This is a genomic window from Haemophilus sp. HMSC61B11, from assembly GCF_001838615.1.
GTDB lineage: Bacteria > Pseudomonadota > Gammaproteobacteria > Enterobacterales > Pasteurellaceae > Haemophilus_D > Haemophilus_D parainfluenzae_AD.
This window is the reverse complement of record NZ_KV837996.1, coordinates 42,149-57,126: the sequence shown is the minus strand read 5'-3', so window position 1 is coordinate 57,126 and position 14,978 is coordinate 42,149. Positions and strand designations below refer to the sequence as shown.

General features: G+C 38.8%; 12 protein-coding genes. 5 read left to right on the top strand and 7 right to left on the bottom strand.

The window, feature by feature from the left end; genetic code table 11:
* Positions 1–152: 152 nt before the first annotated feature.
* From nrdA to lysS, 4 genes are all read left to right on the top strand, one after another.
* A complete protein-coding gene (gene nrdA / locus HMPREF3263_RS08190) occupies positions 153–2,423 on the top strand; it encodes a class 1a ribonucleoside-diphosphate reductase subunit alpha (protein ID WP_005696316.1) in 2,271 nt (756 codons plus the stop codon).
* Positions 2,424–2,439: 16 nt separating this feature from the next.
* On the top strand, positions 2,440–3,024 hold the full coding sequence (locus HMPREF3263_RS08185) for a hypothetical protein (protein WP_065242675.1): 585 nt from the start codon (positions 2,440–2,442) through the stop codon (positions 3,022–3,024).
* A 125-nt stretch (positions 3,025–3,149) separates the two neighbouring features.
* Positions 3,150–4,280, top strand: coding sequence for a class Ia ribonucleoside-diphosphate reductase subunit beta (gene nrdB / locus HMPREF3263_RS08180; protein WP_005637108.1), 1,131 nt, complete (start codon positions 3,150–3,152; stop codon positions 4,278–4,280).
* 298 nt (positions 4,281–4,578) lie between these two features.
* Positions 4,579–6,087: a lysine--tRNA ligase gene (gene lysS, locus HMPREF3263_RS08175; protein WP_070853188.1), complete on the top strand. Its 1,509-nt coding sequence runs from the start codon at positions 4,579–4,581 to the stop codon at positions 6,085–6,087.
* Positions 6,088–6,225: 138 nt separating this feature from the next.
* On the opposite strand, the gene HMPREF3263_RS08170 is transcribed toward lysS, so the two are convergent.
* From HMPREF3263_RS08170 to pxpB, 7 genes are all read right to left on the bottom strand, one after another.
* Positions 6,226–7,371: a 5-methyltetrahydropteroyltriglutamate--homocysteine S-methyltransferase gene (locus HMPREF3263_RS08170; RefSeq protein ID WP_070853187.1), complete on the bottom strand. Its 1,146-nt coding sequence runs from the start codon at positions 7,369–7,371 to the stop codon at positions 6,226–6,228.
* Positions 7,372–7,561: 190 nt separating this feature from the next.
* The gene (locus HMPREF3263_RS08165; protein WP_005697255.1) at positions 7,562–8,824 is read right to left on the bottom strand and encodes a cytosine deaminase; all 1,263 of its coding nucleotides are present in this window, start codon (positions 8,822–8,824) and stop codon (positions 7,562–7,564) included.
* Between the two features lie 9 nt (positions 8,825–8,833).
* The gene (codB, locus tag HMPREF3263_RS08160) at positions 8,834–10,060 is read right to left on the bottom strand and encodes a cytosine permease (RefSeq protein ID WP_005697289.1); all 1,227 of its coding nucleotides are present in this window, start codon (positions 10,058–10,060) and stop codon (positions 8,834–8,836) included.
* A 133-nt stretch (positions 10,061–10,193) separates the two neighbouring features.
* On the bottom strand, positions 10,194–11,387 hold the full coding sequence (locus tag HMPREF3263_RS08155) for an NRAMP family divalent metal transporter (protein ID WP_005697261.1): 1,194 nt from the start codon (positions 11,385–11,387) through the stop codon (positions 10,194–10,196).
* A gap of 48 nt (positions 11,388–11,435) precedes the next feature.
* Positions 11,436–12,173, bottom strand: coding sequence for a 5-oxoprolinase subunit PxpA (pxpA, locus tag HMPREF3263_RS08150; RefSeq protein WP_005697253.1), 738 nt, complete (start codon positions 12,171–12,173; stop codon positions 11,436–11,438).
* The gene (locus tag HMPREF3263_RS08145; protein WP_005697275.1) at positions 12,160–13,089 is read right to left on the bottom strand and encodes a 5-oxoprolinase subunit C family protein; all 930 of its coding nucleotides are present in this window, start codon (positions 13,087–13,089) and stop codon (positions 12,160–12,162) included. Before HMPREF3263_RS08145 ends, pxpA begins: the two co-directional genes overlap by 14 nt.
* Complete coding sequence (pxpB, locus tag HMPREF3263_RS08140; RefSeq protein WP_005697236.1) at positions 13,086–13,727, bottom strand: 5-oxoprolinase subunit PxpB; 642 nt, start codon at positions 13,725–13,727, stop codon at positions 13,086–13,088. The genes HMPREF3263_RS08145 and pxpB overlap by 4 nt, the downstream gene beginning before the upstream one ends.
* 210 nt (positions 13,728–13,937) lie before the next feature.
* Here pxpB and fbp point away from each other — a divergent pair, with 210 nt between their 5' ends.
* Positions 13,938–14,942 carry a class 1 fructose-bisphosphatase gene (fbp, locus tag HMPREF3263_RS08135; protein ID WP_005697242.1) on the top strand — a complete coding sequence of 335 codons (1,005 nt, stop codon included), beginning with the start codon at positions 13,938–13,940 and terminating at the stop codon, positions 14,940–14,942.
* The last annotated feature ends 36 nt before the right edge of the window (positions 14,943–14,978 follow it).

The following is a 14,978-nucleotide window of genomic DNA, read 5'->3' as shown; positions in this document are numbered from 1 at the left end:
TATTTTAAATGACTTATCTTTTGTCAATAATCTAAGTAAAAAATTTACTGCTTGAATTCAATTTTAAAACACTCTATCTTGTGCAGCGTCATTTTCCATAACACTATATCTTGTGTTTTATTCAATTCATTTCTCTAGTAGGTTTATCTTCCATGAACAAAGGATTAATGGTTACGAAGCGCGATGGTACGCTTGAACAAATCAATTTAGACAAAATTCACCGTGTGATTACTTGGGCGGCTGAAGGCTTGGAAAACGTCTCTGTTTCTCAAGTTGAATTGCGTTCTCATATTCAATTTTATGAAGGCATTCGTACGTCTGATATTCACGAAACGATTATTAAAGCGGCAGCAGACCTAATCAGCAAAGATACCCCTGATTATCAATACCTTGCTGCACGTCTTGCGGTTTTCCATTTACGCAAAAAAGCATATGGCCATTTTGATCCGCCTCGTTTATACGATCATGTGAAAAAATTAGTGCGCATGGGCAAATATGATCCTGCCCTTTTAGCCGACTATACTCGTGAAGAATGGGATGAAATGGACGGGTTTATTGATCACTGGCGTGATATGACCTTTTCTTATGCTGCTGTGAAACAATTAGAAGGAAAATACTTAGTTCAAAACCGTGTAACTGGTGAGATTTATGAATCTGCACAATTTCTTTATTTATTAGTTGCAGCGAGCTTATTCTCAAAATATCCACAAGAAACCCGTTTGGATTACATTCGTCGTTTCTACGATGCAACCTCAACCTTTAAGATTTCTTTACCAACGCCTATTATGGCGGGGGTTCGTACGCCTACGCGTCAATTCAGCTCTTGCGTATTGATTGAATGTGGTGACAGCTTAGACTCTATCAATGCTACCTCTGCAGCAATCGTAAAATACGTTTCACAACGTGCAGGTATCGGGGTGAATGCAGGTGCAATTCGTGCGTTAGGTAGCCCTATTCGTGGTGGTGAAGCATTCCATACAGGCTGTATTCCATTCTATAAACACTTCCAAAGTGCTGTAAAATCTTGTTCACAAGGTGGCGTACGTGGTGGTGCGGCGACAGTTTACTACCCGATTTGGCACTTAGAAGTTGAAAGCTTATTAGTATTGAAAAATAACCGTGGTGTGGAAGATAACCGTGTGCGTCATATGGACTACGGCGTACAGTTAAATAAATTAATGTATCAACGCTTAATTAAAGGCGCAGATATTACTTTATTTAGCCCTTCAGACGTGCCTGGACTTTATGAAGCCTTCTTTGCTGATCAAGATAAATTTGAAGAACTTTACGTGAAATACGAACAGGATCCAAATATCCGCAAACGTTCTGTAAAAGCCGTTGAGTTATTCTCTTTATTGATGCAAGAACGTGCATCAACTGGTCGTATTTATATCCAAAACGTGGATCACTGTAATACTCACTCACCGTTTGATCCGCTTGTTGCACCAGTGCGCCAATCTAACTTATGTTTAGAAATTGCATTGCCAACTAAACCATTACAACATTTCCATGATGAAAATGGTGAAATTGCGCTTTGTACACTTTCTGCGTTCAACTTGGGTAAATTAGATGATTTAGATGAGTTAGAAAATCTTGCCGATCTCGCAGTACGTGCATTAGATGCATTACTTGATTACCAAGACTACCCTGTTCCTGCGGCGAAACGTTCTTCATTAGGTCGTCGTTCACTTGGTATCGGTGTGATTAACTATGCGTATTACTTAGCGAAAAATGGCGTACGTTATTCTGATGGTTCAGCGAACGATTTAACTCACCGTACGTTTGAAGCGATTCAATACTATCTATTGAAAGCTTCTATGAACTTAGCAAAAGAATTAGGTGCATGTGAATACTTCAATGAAACCAATTACGCAAAAGGTATTTTACCAATCGATACATATAAGAACGATATCGATAGCTTAACGCAAGAACCATTGCATTATGATTGGGAAACGTTACGTCAAGAAATCAAAGAGTTTGGTTTACGTAACTCGACCTTAACCGCATTAATGCCGTCAGAAACCTCTTCACAGATTTCTAACGCAACAAATGGTATCGAACCACCACGTGGTCATGTAAGTATTAAAGCGTCAAAAGATGGTATCTTAAAACAAGTCGTACCGGATTATGAGAACTTAAGCGACAACTACGAATTACTTTGGGATATTCCAAGCAATGATGGCTACTTACACTTAGTAGGCATTATGCAAAAATTCGTGGATCAAGCAATCTCTGCAAATACCAACTACGATCCAAAACGTTTTGAAGATGGTAAAGTGCCAATGAAAGTGTTGTTAAAAGATCTTTTAACCGCTTACAAATACGGCTTAAAAACCCTCTACTATCAAAACACTCGTGATGGTGCTGAAGACAGCCAGGAAGATTTAGATGATGGCTGTGCAGGTGGTGCCTGTAAGATTTAAGGACTAAGAGAAAATTATGATATTAAAACATAAAACATTTTTTTATAATTCTTTGTCTATTCTACAAGATAAAATATTCTATACTGAAGCCTCTTTAAGAGGAGGTAATGATGAAAAGATCTGTAGTAACTACTACGATGCAGGAATTAACTTTTTACCAAATAAAGGCGAAGTAAATAACCATCAAATTAGAAATAGAGACTCATACTTGATATTTAATTATTCAGGAGCAATATCTAATATACTCCGACCTGAGGAGGGAGTGTACGAAAAAAAAGCAAATATATTATATGATTACAATGGTTCACAAGATTTTTTTGAGAATAATGATCCTAGATATTTGCTTAGATTCGGCTCTAAAGGTTTGCAACTAATTAGAATAGACAAAGCACCAAATTTAAAGGATGAATCTTTTGTTAAGTATTTGTCTAAATATTTAGGAGGAAAATGGAAATTTTATGCTTTTTTATATAAAAAATGTCCTCTTGTAAAAAAATATTATTTGAAAAAATTTAATCAGAAATTCATAGAAATAAATAACGAGTTAGGGAAAAATCCAGTATCAATTGAAATATCAATGTATCGCAATCCCAGCCGATAGCGCAAGCGTCCACACTTGTGCTAAGTAAATAAACTAAAGGCACAAGCGAAGACGCTTGCGCCAGTATGAAAAAACATTTTAAAAACTGACCGCACTTTACTCATAAGATTAAAGGACAAACAAAAATGGCATACACCACTTTCTCACAAAACAAAAACGACCAATTAAAAGAACCGATGTTCTTTGGTCAAAACGTTAACGTTGCCCGTTACGATCAACAAAAATATGAGACGTTTGAAAAGCTCATTGAAAAACAACTTTCTTTCTTCTGGCGTCCAGAAGAAGTGGATGTGTCGCAAGACCGTATCGACTATGCCGCGTTACCTGAACATGAAAAACACATTTTCATCAGTAACTTAAAATATCAAACTTTATTAGATTCTATTCAAGGTCGTAGCCCGAACGTGGCGTTGTTGCCGTTAGTGTCGATTCCGGAATTAGAAACCTGGATCGAGACATGGACGTTCTCCGAAACCATCCACTCTCGTTCTTACACCCACATTATTCGTAACATTGTGAACGATCCGTCTATTGTGTTTGACGACATCGTGACGAACGAAGAAATCATCAAACGCGCACGCGATATTTCTTCTTACTATGACGATTTAATCCGCGACAGCCAACTTTACAGCCTGTACGGCGAAGGCACTTACACCGTGGATGGCAAAGAATGCGTCGTCACATTGCGTAATTTGAAAAAACAACTTTACCTTTGCTTAATGAGCGTCAATGCGCTTGAAGCCATTCGTTTCTATGTGTCTTTCGCGTGCTCCTTTGCCTTTGCGGAACGTCAATTAATGGAAGGCAATGCGAAAATTATTAAATTTATCGCACGTGATGAAGCATTACACTTAACCGGTACGCAACATATTTTAAATATTATGGCTGCAGGTCAAGACGATCCTGAAATGGCCGAAATTGCGGAAGAATGTAAACAAGAAGCCTATGATTTATTCTTAGCCGCAGCAGAGCAAGAAAAAGAATGGGCGGATTACTTGTTCAAAGACGGTTCGATGATCGGTTTGAACAAAGACATCTTGGTGCAATATGTAGAATACATCACCAATATCCGTATGCAAGCCGTTGGTCTTCCATTACCATTTGGCGCGCGTTCTAACCCAATTCCATGGATTAACGCATGGCTTGTTTCTGACAACGTACAAGTGGCGCCACAAGAAGTTGAAGTAAGTTCTTACCTTGTTGGTCAAATTGACTCTAAAGTCGATACTAATGATTTTGGCGATTTCGATCTTTAATTAATCACTCTACGTAAAGAGCGGTCAGTATTTTCAGAGTTTAAAACCTTTGGAAAATTGACCGCTCTTTTGTTTACATACACGGTAAACCGGATTCAAGAGCCAAAGATAAAATTATCTTATGTGAAAAAGTAGCACTATTCCATCTCTACCACTCCAATTTCGACAACTTTCTGGATAAAAAGGATAACTTAATTAAAAAAGGCTTAACAAAAAACAATGCTATAGGTAGAATAGGAAAATTCTGTTTATTATTAAATAAATCACATTCTAAGTAAAAATTAACGAGGTAAAGGATATGTCAGAGCAAGAAGTAAAAGAATTAGATCTCCATGGTGAAATGCTCGTTCGCCGTGAAAAATTAGCCACATTACGCGCAAAAGGTAATGCATTTCCAAACCAATTTCGTCGTGACGCCCTTGCCCAAGATTTACATGATAAGTACGAAGCTGAAGATGGTGAAGCATTAAAAGAAAAAGCCATTGAAGTGACCGTTGCTGGTCGTATTATGACTCGTCGTGCAATGGGTAAAGCCACCTTTATTACCTTGCAAGATATGAGTGGCAAAATTCAATTATACGTTGCTCGTGATAACCTTCCTGAAGGCGTTTATGCTGAAGATGTAGGTAACTGGGATTTAGGTGATATCATTGGGGTGAAAGGTACACTTTTCAAAACCAAAACCAATGAATTAACCATTAAAACAACGGAAGTTCAACTTTTAACCAAAGCACTTCGTCCATTACCAAACAAATTCCATGGTTTAACAGACATGGAAGCGCGTTACCGCCAACGTTACTTAGATTTAATTTCTAATGAAGAATCTCGCCGCACGTTTATTATTCGTTCAAAAGTCGTTGCAGGTATTCGTGAATTCTTTATTTCTAAAGGTTTCATGGAAGTTGAAACTCCAATGTTACAAGTGATTCCAGGCGGTGCATCTGCTCGTCCATTTATCACTCACCACAATGCATTAGACGTTGATATGTATCTTCGTATTGCGCCAGAACTTTACTTAAAACGTTTAGTGGTTGGTGGTTTTGAACGTGTTTTCGAATTAAACCGTAACTTCCGTAATGAAGGGGTTTCTGTCCGTCATAATCCAGAATTCACCATGCTTGAATACTACCAAGCTTATGCGGATTATCACGATTTAATGGATAATACCGAAGAATTATTACGTAAATTAGCGATTGATATTCTTGGTACAACCATTGTGAAATACGGTGATTTAGAATTTGACTTCGGCAAACCATTTGAGCGTATCACATTACATGATGCAACCATTAAATACGGTGCAGATAAAGGTATCGTAAAAGAAGATCTTTATGACTTCGATCGTGCAAAAGCAACCGCTGAACGCTTGGGTATCGAAGTACAAAAATCTTGGGGCTTAGGCTCTATCGTGAATGCGATCTTTGAAGAAGTGGCTGAACATCACTTAATTCAACCAACCTTCTTAATGGCACATCCAGCTGAGATTTCTCCGCTTGCACGTCGTAATGATGAAAACCCAGAAGTGACAGACCGTTTTGAATTGTTCATCGGCGGACGTGAAATTGGTAACGGTTTCTCAGAATTAAACGATGCCGAAGACCAAAACGAACGTTTTGATGCACAAGTTGCAGCAAAAGAAGCGGGTGATGATGAAGCAATGTTTAAAGATGATGACTTCGTTGTGGCACTTGAACACGGTTTACCACCAACAGCAGGTGAAGGTTTAGGTATCGACCGCTTAGCAATGCTTTATGCTAATGCACCATCTATCCGTGATGTGATCCTATTCCCTGCGATGCGTCAAAAATAATTAAGTTGAAATAACATAAAAGGAAGTCGATAGACTTCCTTTTTTATTGTGTAAAAGTGCGGTCATTTTTAACCGCACTTTCATGAAAAAAAAGAGATAACCGCCTTTACGATTATCTCTTTTACATTCTAAGCTAGATTATTTACCCCAAACTTCTTCCACGATACTACGGATAAAGTCGAGTTTCTTCCATTGTTGTTCTTCAGTCAGAATATTGCCTTCTTCTGTTGAAGCAAAACCACATTGTGGGCTTAAGCAAAGTTGATTGATATCCACATATTGTGCCGCTTCTTTAATACGAGCAATAATTTCATCACGGTTTTCTAACTCACCCGATTTTGAGGTTACTAATCCTAACACTACTTGTTGATTCTTAATAAAGCGTAAAGGTTTGAAATCGCCTGCACGATCACTGTCATACTCCAAGAAGAAACCATCTACATTACAATGACCAAATAAAGTTTCTGCGATAGGCTCATAACCACCTGCCGAGAACCAAGTTGAACGGAAGTTACCACGGCAAATATGCATTGTAATCGCTAAATCAGCTGGTTTCGCAGCCACGATTTTGTTTAACATATACACATAATCTTTAGCAATTTGATCTAAATCTAAACCGCGTTCAGTATAGGTTTTACGTTTATCTTCCGCACAGAACTCGCCCCAACTGGTATCATCCAACTGTAAGTTACGGCAGCCTAATTTATAGAAGATATTCATCGCATCAATATAAGCCTCAGCAATATCATCTAATAATAACTGATTGTTATCTTTATACCGTTCAATCGGCTGATAATCTGTGGCACGTACTGTACAAATTAAATGCAGCATTGACGGAGAAGGAATCGTTAATTTGACTTCAGTCTCCCCTGCCATTTTTTGCAATGAGCGATAATGTTCAACAAATGGATGGCTCTCTGAAAAACCGATCTTATCCACAATTTTTAACGTTTTTGGGCGTACATTATCGTGTTTAAATTGCACTGAAAATTTTTCAGCATCCACTTCTTTCACGCCATCTAATGCAGCTAAGAAATCTAAATGCCAAAAAGTACGACGAAATTCGCCGTCGGTCACTGCATGCAATCCGACATTTTTTTGATGCTCAACTAATTTAGCAATTTCTGCATCTTCAACTTGCGTTAAATCAGCACAAGAAATATCACCACAGCTGCATTGGTAACGAGCCTGTTTTAAAGTCTCTGGACGTAAAAAACTGCCAACAATATCAAAACGATATGGCGCAGAAGTACGAATAGTGGCATTTGGAAAAAGTTTACTCATTTTGCTTTCCTATATTTAATTCATCTTAATGATGGACTGAGTGTAACAAAATTAACGTCTTCATTAAAGATTTAGACGTCTAGATGGATGTGAATTTTATTGTGATTTTATATGAATGGAATTGATATAACATTTAAAAAGAAAAAGTGCGGTTCAAATTTCTCTTAAATTTTGACCGCACTTTCAGTAATTAACGATAGTTTACTTGTTCGCTATCGGATAAATGAATGGTAGTTTTTGCTAGCTGTGTCTCAGAAATCACCTTACCATGACGAATAGAATAACGTGTAGGAACTTGACGGCGTACGGCATCAAAGCCATTTTCTGCAGGCAATACAATAAAGTTTGCACTGTTACCTTCTTGGATTCCATAATCTGTTAAACCTAATGCTTTCGCACTATTTTCAGTGACCAATTTCAAACCATCATTAATTTGACCATATCCCATTAACTGGCAAACATGTAATCCCATGTGTAATACCTGTAGCATATTCGCTGTACCGAGTGGATACCAAGGATCAAACACATCATCATGCCCAAAACAAACATTGATATTATTTTTGAGCATCTCTTTTACTCGTGTTACACCACGACGTTTTGGATAGGTATCAAAGCGCCCTTGAAGATGAATATTCACTAATGGATTTGCCACAAAATGAATTTTTGACATTTTTAGTAATCGGAAAAGGCGTGATGCATAAGCATTATTATATGAGTGCATCGCCGTTGTATGACTTGCTGTCACTTTTTCACCCATGTCATATTTCAAAGCTAATGCCGCGACCGTTTCCACAAAACGAGACTGCTCATCATCAATTTCATCACAATGAATATCAATCTGCTTGTTGTACTTGCGAGCAATATCAAAAGCGATATGCATCGACTCTACACCATATTCACGGGTAAATTCAAAATGAGGGATACCGCCAACAACATCAGCGCCCATCTCCATAGCCTGATCTAATAGTTTCTCGCCATTTGGATAAGACAAAATACCTTCTTGTGGAAACGCTACAATCTGTAAATCTACCCAAGGGGCGATTTCTTTTTTGACTTCAAGCATGGCTTTTAATGCTGTTAATGTTGGATCAGAGACATCAACATGAGTACGAACATACTGAACCCCATTTGCAATCTGCCATTTTAATGTCTTCCATGCTCGAGATTTTACATCTTCATGGCTTAATAATGATTTACGCTCAGCCCAACGCTCAATCCCTTCAAATAAAGTACCCGATTGATTCCAATTAGGCTGTCCTGCGGTTTGTGTCGCATCTAAATGGATATGAGGCTCTACGAATGGAGGATAAATAATACCTTCTTCACCATCGAGTATCTCACCTGAATAATTAAAAACCTCATTTTGAGAAAAAATTCGACTAATTTTTCCTTCTTCAATTAAAATCTGCCATAACCCTTCGCGATTATGAATATGTACATTTTTAACTAACATTCTTTTTCCTTATTTCATCGCTAATTTTTTACCGAGTAATGGTGTTAAAACCAAATAGGTAACTGCCCCACCAATCACCGCGTTCACAGGGATAATGCCTGATAATAATTTACCACAAGCCACACCAACAATAACTGAAACGATAGCAGTCCAATTTATATTTAAGAATTTTGCTTGTTCAAAATTTTCATAGGCTTTACGACGTAAAATATAATCAGCAATAATAACACCACCAACAGGAGGAATTGCTGAAGATAAGAAAGTCAGCCAGCCGACGAAATTATTATATAACCACAAAGCACATAAAGTTCCGATAATACCATTAACGACAGATAAAGTGCGGCTACTTAATCCCGTAATATTCGCAAAACCTAAACCCGAAGCATAAAGCGCATTATCATTTGTCGTCCAAATGTTTAAACCGAGCACAATAATGGCTGGAATAATAAGGCCTTGAGCAACCATCACATCAGAAATATCTGCCATTCCTGTCACTGCTGCGCCTGCCGCACCAAAAATAAACATTAATGAGTTACCTAAAAAGAAAGCAATCATACTAATAATGATTGCTTGCTTTGCTTTTCGACCAAATCGAACAAAATCGGCAGTTAATGAGCCTGCACTAATAAAGGACCCTACAACTAATGTAATAGCCATTGAGAGAGAAATATTTTCTTTTGGCACAATATGTTGCAATACTTCTAAACCACCGGCATTCGTAACGGCAAGATAAACCGAATAAGAACCTAATATAGCAATGGCAGGCACTGCGATAGTTGAAAGAATCGTCAGCGCTGAAATACCAAAGAAGACCGTAATCGTCATCAATAAACCTGAGCCAAGAATTAAATAATTCACATCAATACCCGTTACTTTATTCACTGGGATTGCAAACATCGCCACGCCAACACCAAACCAACCAACTTGAGTGCCACCAAGTAATAAAGAGGGCAACCACGAACCTCTAATACCAAATGAATATCGCGCTAAAATATGCGTAGTTAACCCTGTTTTAGCCCCGATATAACCAAGAAAAGAGGTATAAATACCTAACATTAAGTTACCTAAAATAACGGCAAGCCAGAAATCATTATAAGTTAACGATGTCCCTAATGTTCCTCCCGTCCACATACTCGCTGAAAAGAATGTCAAACCTAACATAACAAATGTTAATGCTATCGCACCTTTTCGCTCATTATGGGGAACGGGTTTTAAACTAAAATTTTCTGAACTCATTAAATAGTCTCCTTCCGAATAAAAAAATCGAGGCATTCTAATACTAAGAAAGCTAAAAAGCAAACGTTTGCGCAAGCCATGTAATCAAGAAATAAATAAAAAAAACACCCGCACTTTCGCGGGTATTTTATCGTTAGCTAAGAAAACTAGACACATAAGAAATTATGGTTTTTCCACTTAATATCGCCATGATAATCACAACAAACCAGCCCGCAAAAGCTAAGCAAATTGGATGTTTATAATTTCCAACAATGTCACTTCGGTAAGCTGCTAGTAGAATTAATGCGAGTGCTATTGGGAGAATTAAACCATTCAATGTACCCACAAAGACTAATACCGCTGCAGGTTTTCCAACTGTCACCAAAACAACCGTAGAAATCACGATAAAGGCGATAATCCAACGATTACGGTTACGTTCAATAGTTGGACAAAGGCTGGTTAGGAAGGAAACTGAAGTATAAGCCGCACCAATCACTGATGTAATCGAAGCCGCCCAAATCACGACGCCAAATAACACTTGACCGAAATTGCCTGCCACATATTCAAAAGGTGTTTCAGCGGGGTTTTTAGGATTAAGTGGAACGCCTTTTACCACGATGCCGAGTACCGCGAGGAATAACACAATTCGCATTGTTGAGGCGATCAAAATAGCCGAGACAGAACTGCGACTCACTTCTGCCATGGCTTTTTCACCTTGAATACCGGCATCTAATAAACGATGCGCTCCTGCAAAGGTAATATAGCCCCCTACGGTCCCTCCAACTAATGTCACAATAGCAATCGGATCAATTTGTTCAGGAATAAAGGTACGATATGCAGCCTCAACAACAGGCGGCTCCGTTTTAAACATGACATAAAATGTGAGTGCAATCATGATAAAACCCATTAATTGGGCAAATCGATCCATTAATAATCCCGCTTCTTTACGCAAGAAAATTAAAATGGCAATAATACCACTAATGATGGCACCCGTTTCCGGAGCAATACCGAACATCGAGTTTAAACCAAGGCCTGCGCCACCCACATTACCAATGTTAAACGCGAGTCCACCCATCACAATAAGTGCAGCAAGGAAATATCCTGCGCCAGGGAAAACTGCATTAGAAATATCTTGTGCTCGCTTTCCTGATACCACCACAATTCGCCAAATATTAAGCTGAGCACCAATATCTAACAAAATTGATAATAAAATCACAAAGCCAAAACTGGCTAATAAGGTGTTTGTAAATGTTGCCGTTTGAGTTAAAAAGCCTGGACCGATTGCTGAAGTCGCCATTAAAAATGCCGCCCCCAGCACCGCATTTCTACGGTGACTGATTGATGCCATAAAGCACCTCCCTTGTTAAGTTGATGTTGTGTGTTATGTTTATTCGGCTTATGCCGTTATTGCTATATGATTTTTTTCTAATTCTTCCACAATGCGTGCCGCAAACTGTAGAGAATGTTGATTATCGCCATGTAAACAGATACTTTCTGCTTTTACTGGCACAAGGCTTCCATCAATGGCTTTGACTTGACCTTCTGTTACCATTTGTAACACTTGTTGAATGGCTTCCTCATCTGACTCCACCATTGCATTCGGTTGCGAACGAGGCACTAAACTCCCATCAGGCATATAATGACGATCTGCAAATACTTCTGAAATAGTTTGCAAACCTTCTTCTTCCGCTATACGTAACATTAAGCTGCCTGCTAATCCCATTAATTTTAAATTTGGATCAAATTGATAAACGGTTTGAGCTATTAGGCGAGAAAGCTTTTCATCTTTTGCCGCTTGGTTATATAAAGCACCGTGCGGCTTAACATAACTAATTTCCGTCCCTTCCCCATCACAAATCGCTTTTAATGCGCCAAGCTGATAACGCAAATGCGCAATTAATTCCTGCTCAGGTAAATCCATCTGAGTACGCCCAAAGTTTTCTCGATCTGGAAAGCCAGGATGAGCACCAATACGTACCTGATTTTCTTTCGCAAATCTGACCGCACTTTGCATTTCTTTTGCTCCACCGGCATGTAAACCGCAAGCAATATTGGCAGAAGAAAGTAATCTCAATAATGCCTCATCAAAAGGAAAACCTTCGGCAATATCGGCATTTAAATCAATTTTTTTCATCGACAATTCTCCTAATTTGATCGAGGTATATCTCATTTTTACGACGTAATTTTGCGGCCTGTTCTAAACTAACAGCCTCGAATTGAATGGTTGATCCTAAACGTACCTGTGCCAACGCACCAAGATCCGCATCGATCACATTGGCAATTTTTGGATAACCGCCCGTAGTTTGTGCATCCGCCATCAAAATAATTGGTTGACCACTTGGTGGAACTTGTACGCTACCAAATTGAATCGCGTGAGACAGCATTTCCAGCGGTTGCTTTAATTCTAATTTTTGCCCTTGAAAACGATAGCCCATGCGATCACTGCTGCTTTGCAACGTCCATTTACTTCGCCACCAATAATATTGAGATTTTCGTTTAAACGCTTGATATTCAGAGGACGGTAACGCATGGATCGTATGCTTAAGTGGAATGGGTGCAATCCCAATTTCACTACGCAAAATAGGATCATTTACCGTTTGCAATTGATCGCCCACTTGTAAACAACGCCCTTCTATGCCACCTATTTGAGCTCTAAGATCCGTACTACAAGAGTTCAATTCTTGGGGCAAGATAAAACCATCTTGAACACATAAATAGCCATACATACCAATTTTTGCACGTACCATTTTCAGAACTTGCCCTGCTCTTGCCTGATAACGCCAATAGGCAAAAATCGGTTTGTCATCTAAAGTCATTTCATAAAATGCCCCCGTGACACAAAAATTCATATCTTGATGAAATTGTAATGTAATGCCACCTAAAGGCACTTCGATTGCTGGGGCTCCTTCAGCATTCCCGAGTAAAATATTACCTGCACGTAATGCTAATTTATCCATCGCCCCACAATGACTAATGCCAAATCGACGTAAACCAAAACGGCCTAAATCCTGAATTGTGGCACGGGATTGCACATCAATAACATGAATCATAGTTCAATGCCCTCCACGACAAATTTCACCGTATCACCTGCTTGCAATAAAGTGGGTTGAGCTTGGTTTTTATCAAAGAGTGCTAGCTTGGTATGACCGATTAATTGCCACCCTCCTGGAGAAGCAAAGGGATAGATGCCGGTTTGAGCTCCACCAATGCCGACTGAACCTGCGGGAACAAGTGTTCTTGGTGTAGCATGACGAGGTGTGTGTAAGCATTTGGGCAAACCACCTAAATAGGGAAAGCCAGGTTGGAAACCAATCATATACACGGTATAGATAGGATCACTGTGCATTTGAACGATCCGTTCCGGTGTGGTGTTATGTAATTTGGCGACCTCACATAAATCTTGACCTAATTCACCGCCATAAATTACCGGAATTTCAATATGACGACCTTGAAAAGTGGATACTTTCAATTCTGTCCAATGTTGTTCCAAGCGTTGAATAAACGGACCAAAATCCATATAAAAATCAGTGAAGACCGTAAGATTATTCATTCCCACGACAACTTCTACAATATCTTGCTCAGACTGTAGTTGATTGGCAAACGCCCAGAGTTGGCGTTGTTGTTGGAGTGAAGCTGGGGGCGGTAAAGAGCAAACCACCGCTGACTCGCTTATCGGGGTTATATTCATAGAATACCCTTTGTATTGTGATGTTGTGTTGTTTGTTATTTTTTTGTTACGCTTCTCTTTTAAAGGATATTTATAGCTTTTGTCAAGGCTTTGTATTGAAAATAAAGTGTGATGCAGATCTCATTATTCATATTTTGATCTCAATCAAAATTATGAAATAGCGTATAATTTAAATATCTGTTACTTAACAATGATAAAAAAGGAATAAAAATGAAAACATTGAGTGAATTTATTGTTGAACGCCAAGCAGAGTACCCAAACGCCAAAGGGGAACTTAGTGGTATTTTGTCTTCTATTCGTTTATTAGCAAAAATCATTCATCGTGATATTAACAAAGCTGGTTTAACCAATATCCTTGGTCAGTCTGGTATCGAAAACGTACAAGGTGAAAGCCAAATGAAATTGGACTTATTCGCCCATAACACCATGAATGCAGCCCTTATGTCACGTGAAGAAGTGGCGGGTTTTGCTTCAGAGGAAGAAGAAAGCTTTATCGCTTTTGATACTGAACGTGCTCGTAATGCGAAATATATTATTTTGACCGATCCTCTTGATGGTTCATCCAATATTGATGTAAACGTTTCAGTTGGGACAATCTTCTCTATTTATCGTCGTGTATCCCCAATTGGCTCACCAGTTACCTTAGAAGACTTTATGCAACCGGGTAATAAACAAGTGGCTGCGGGTTACATCGTGTATGGTTCGTCCACTATGTTGGTTTACACCACAGGCCACGGCGTGAATGGTTTTACTTATGACCCATCAATCGGTACCTTCTGTCTTTCTCATGAAAATATGCAAATGCCAAAAGAGGGCAAAATCTATTCCATCAATGAAGGACAATATCTCAAATTCCCACAAGGGGTAAAAAAATACATTAAATACTGCCAAGAGGAAGATAAAGCGACTAACCGCCCTTATACTTCACGTTATATCGGTTCATTAGTAGCTGACTTCCACCGTAATTTATTAAAAGGTGGTATCTATATTTACCCAAGCGCAACCAACTATCCAAATGGTAAACTTCGTCTACTTTATGAAGGCAATCCAATTGCATTCTTAGCAGAACAAGCCGGCGGTATTGCCTCTGATGGTTACAATCGAATTTTAGATATTCAACCAACTGAGCTTCACCAACGTGTGCCACTTTTCGTCGGCTCAGCTGAAATGGTGAAAAAAGCAGAAGAAATGATGAGAGAATTTAAAGAAGATTAAATTCCTAAAGTGCGGTCAATTTTGACCGCACTTTTT

Coding starts and splice junctions, on each gene's coding strand:
- pxpB (WP_005697236.1), bottom strand. CDS start 13,727: ATGAATATAACCCCGATAAGCGAGTCAGCGGTGGTTTGCTCTTTACCG.
- fbp (WP_005697242.1), top strand. CDS start 13,938: ATGAAAACATTGAGTGAATTTATTGTTGAACGCCAAGCAGAGTACCCA.
- lysS (WP_070853188.1), top strand. CDS start 4,579: ATGTCAGAGCAAGAAGTAAAAGAATTAGATCTCCATGGTGAAATGCTC.
- HMPREF3263_RS08145 (WP_005697275.1), bottom strand. CDS start 13,089: ATGATTCATGTTATTGATGTGCAATCCCGTGCCACAATTCAGGATTTA.
- pxpA (WP_005697253.1), bottom strand. CDS start 12,173: ATGAAAAAAATTGATTTAAATGCCGATATTGCCGAAGGTTTTCCTTTT.
- HMPREF3263_RS08185 (WP_065242675.1), top strand. CDS start 2,440: ATGATATTAAAACATAAAACATTTTTTTATAATTCTTTGTCTATTCTA.
- nrdA (WP_005696316.1), top strand. CDS start 153: ATGAACAAAGGATTAATGGTTACGAAGCGCGATGGTACGCTTGAACAA.
- HMPREF3263_RS08165 (WP_005697255.1), bottom strand. CDS start 8,824: ATGTTAGTTAAAAATGTACATATTCATAATCGCGAAGGGTTATGGCAG.
- HMPREF3263_RS08155 (WP_005697261.1), bottom strand. CDS start 11,387: ATGGCATCAATCAGTCACCGTAGAAATGCGGTGCTGGGGGCGGCATTT.
- nrdB (WP_005637108.1), top strand. CDS start 3,150: ATGGCATACACCACTTTCTCACAAAACAAAAACGACCAATTAAAAGAA.
- codB (WP_005697289.1), bottom strand. CDS start 10,060: ATGAGTTCAGAAAATTTTAGTTTAAAACCCGTTCCCCATAATGAGCGA.
- HMPREF3263_RS08170 (WP_070853187.1), bottom strand. CDS start 7,371: ATGAGTAAACTTTTTCCAAATGCCACTATTCGTACTTCTGCGCCATAT.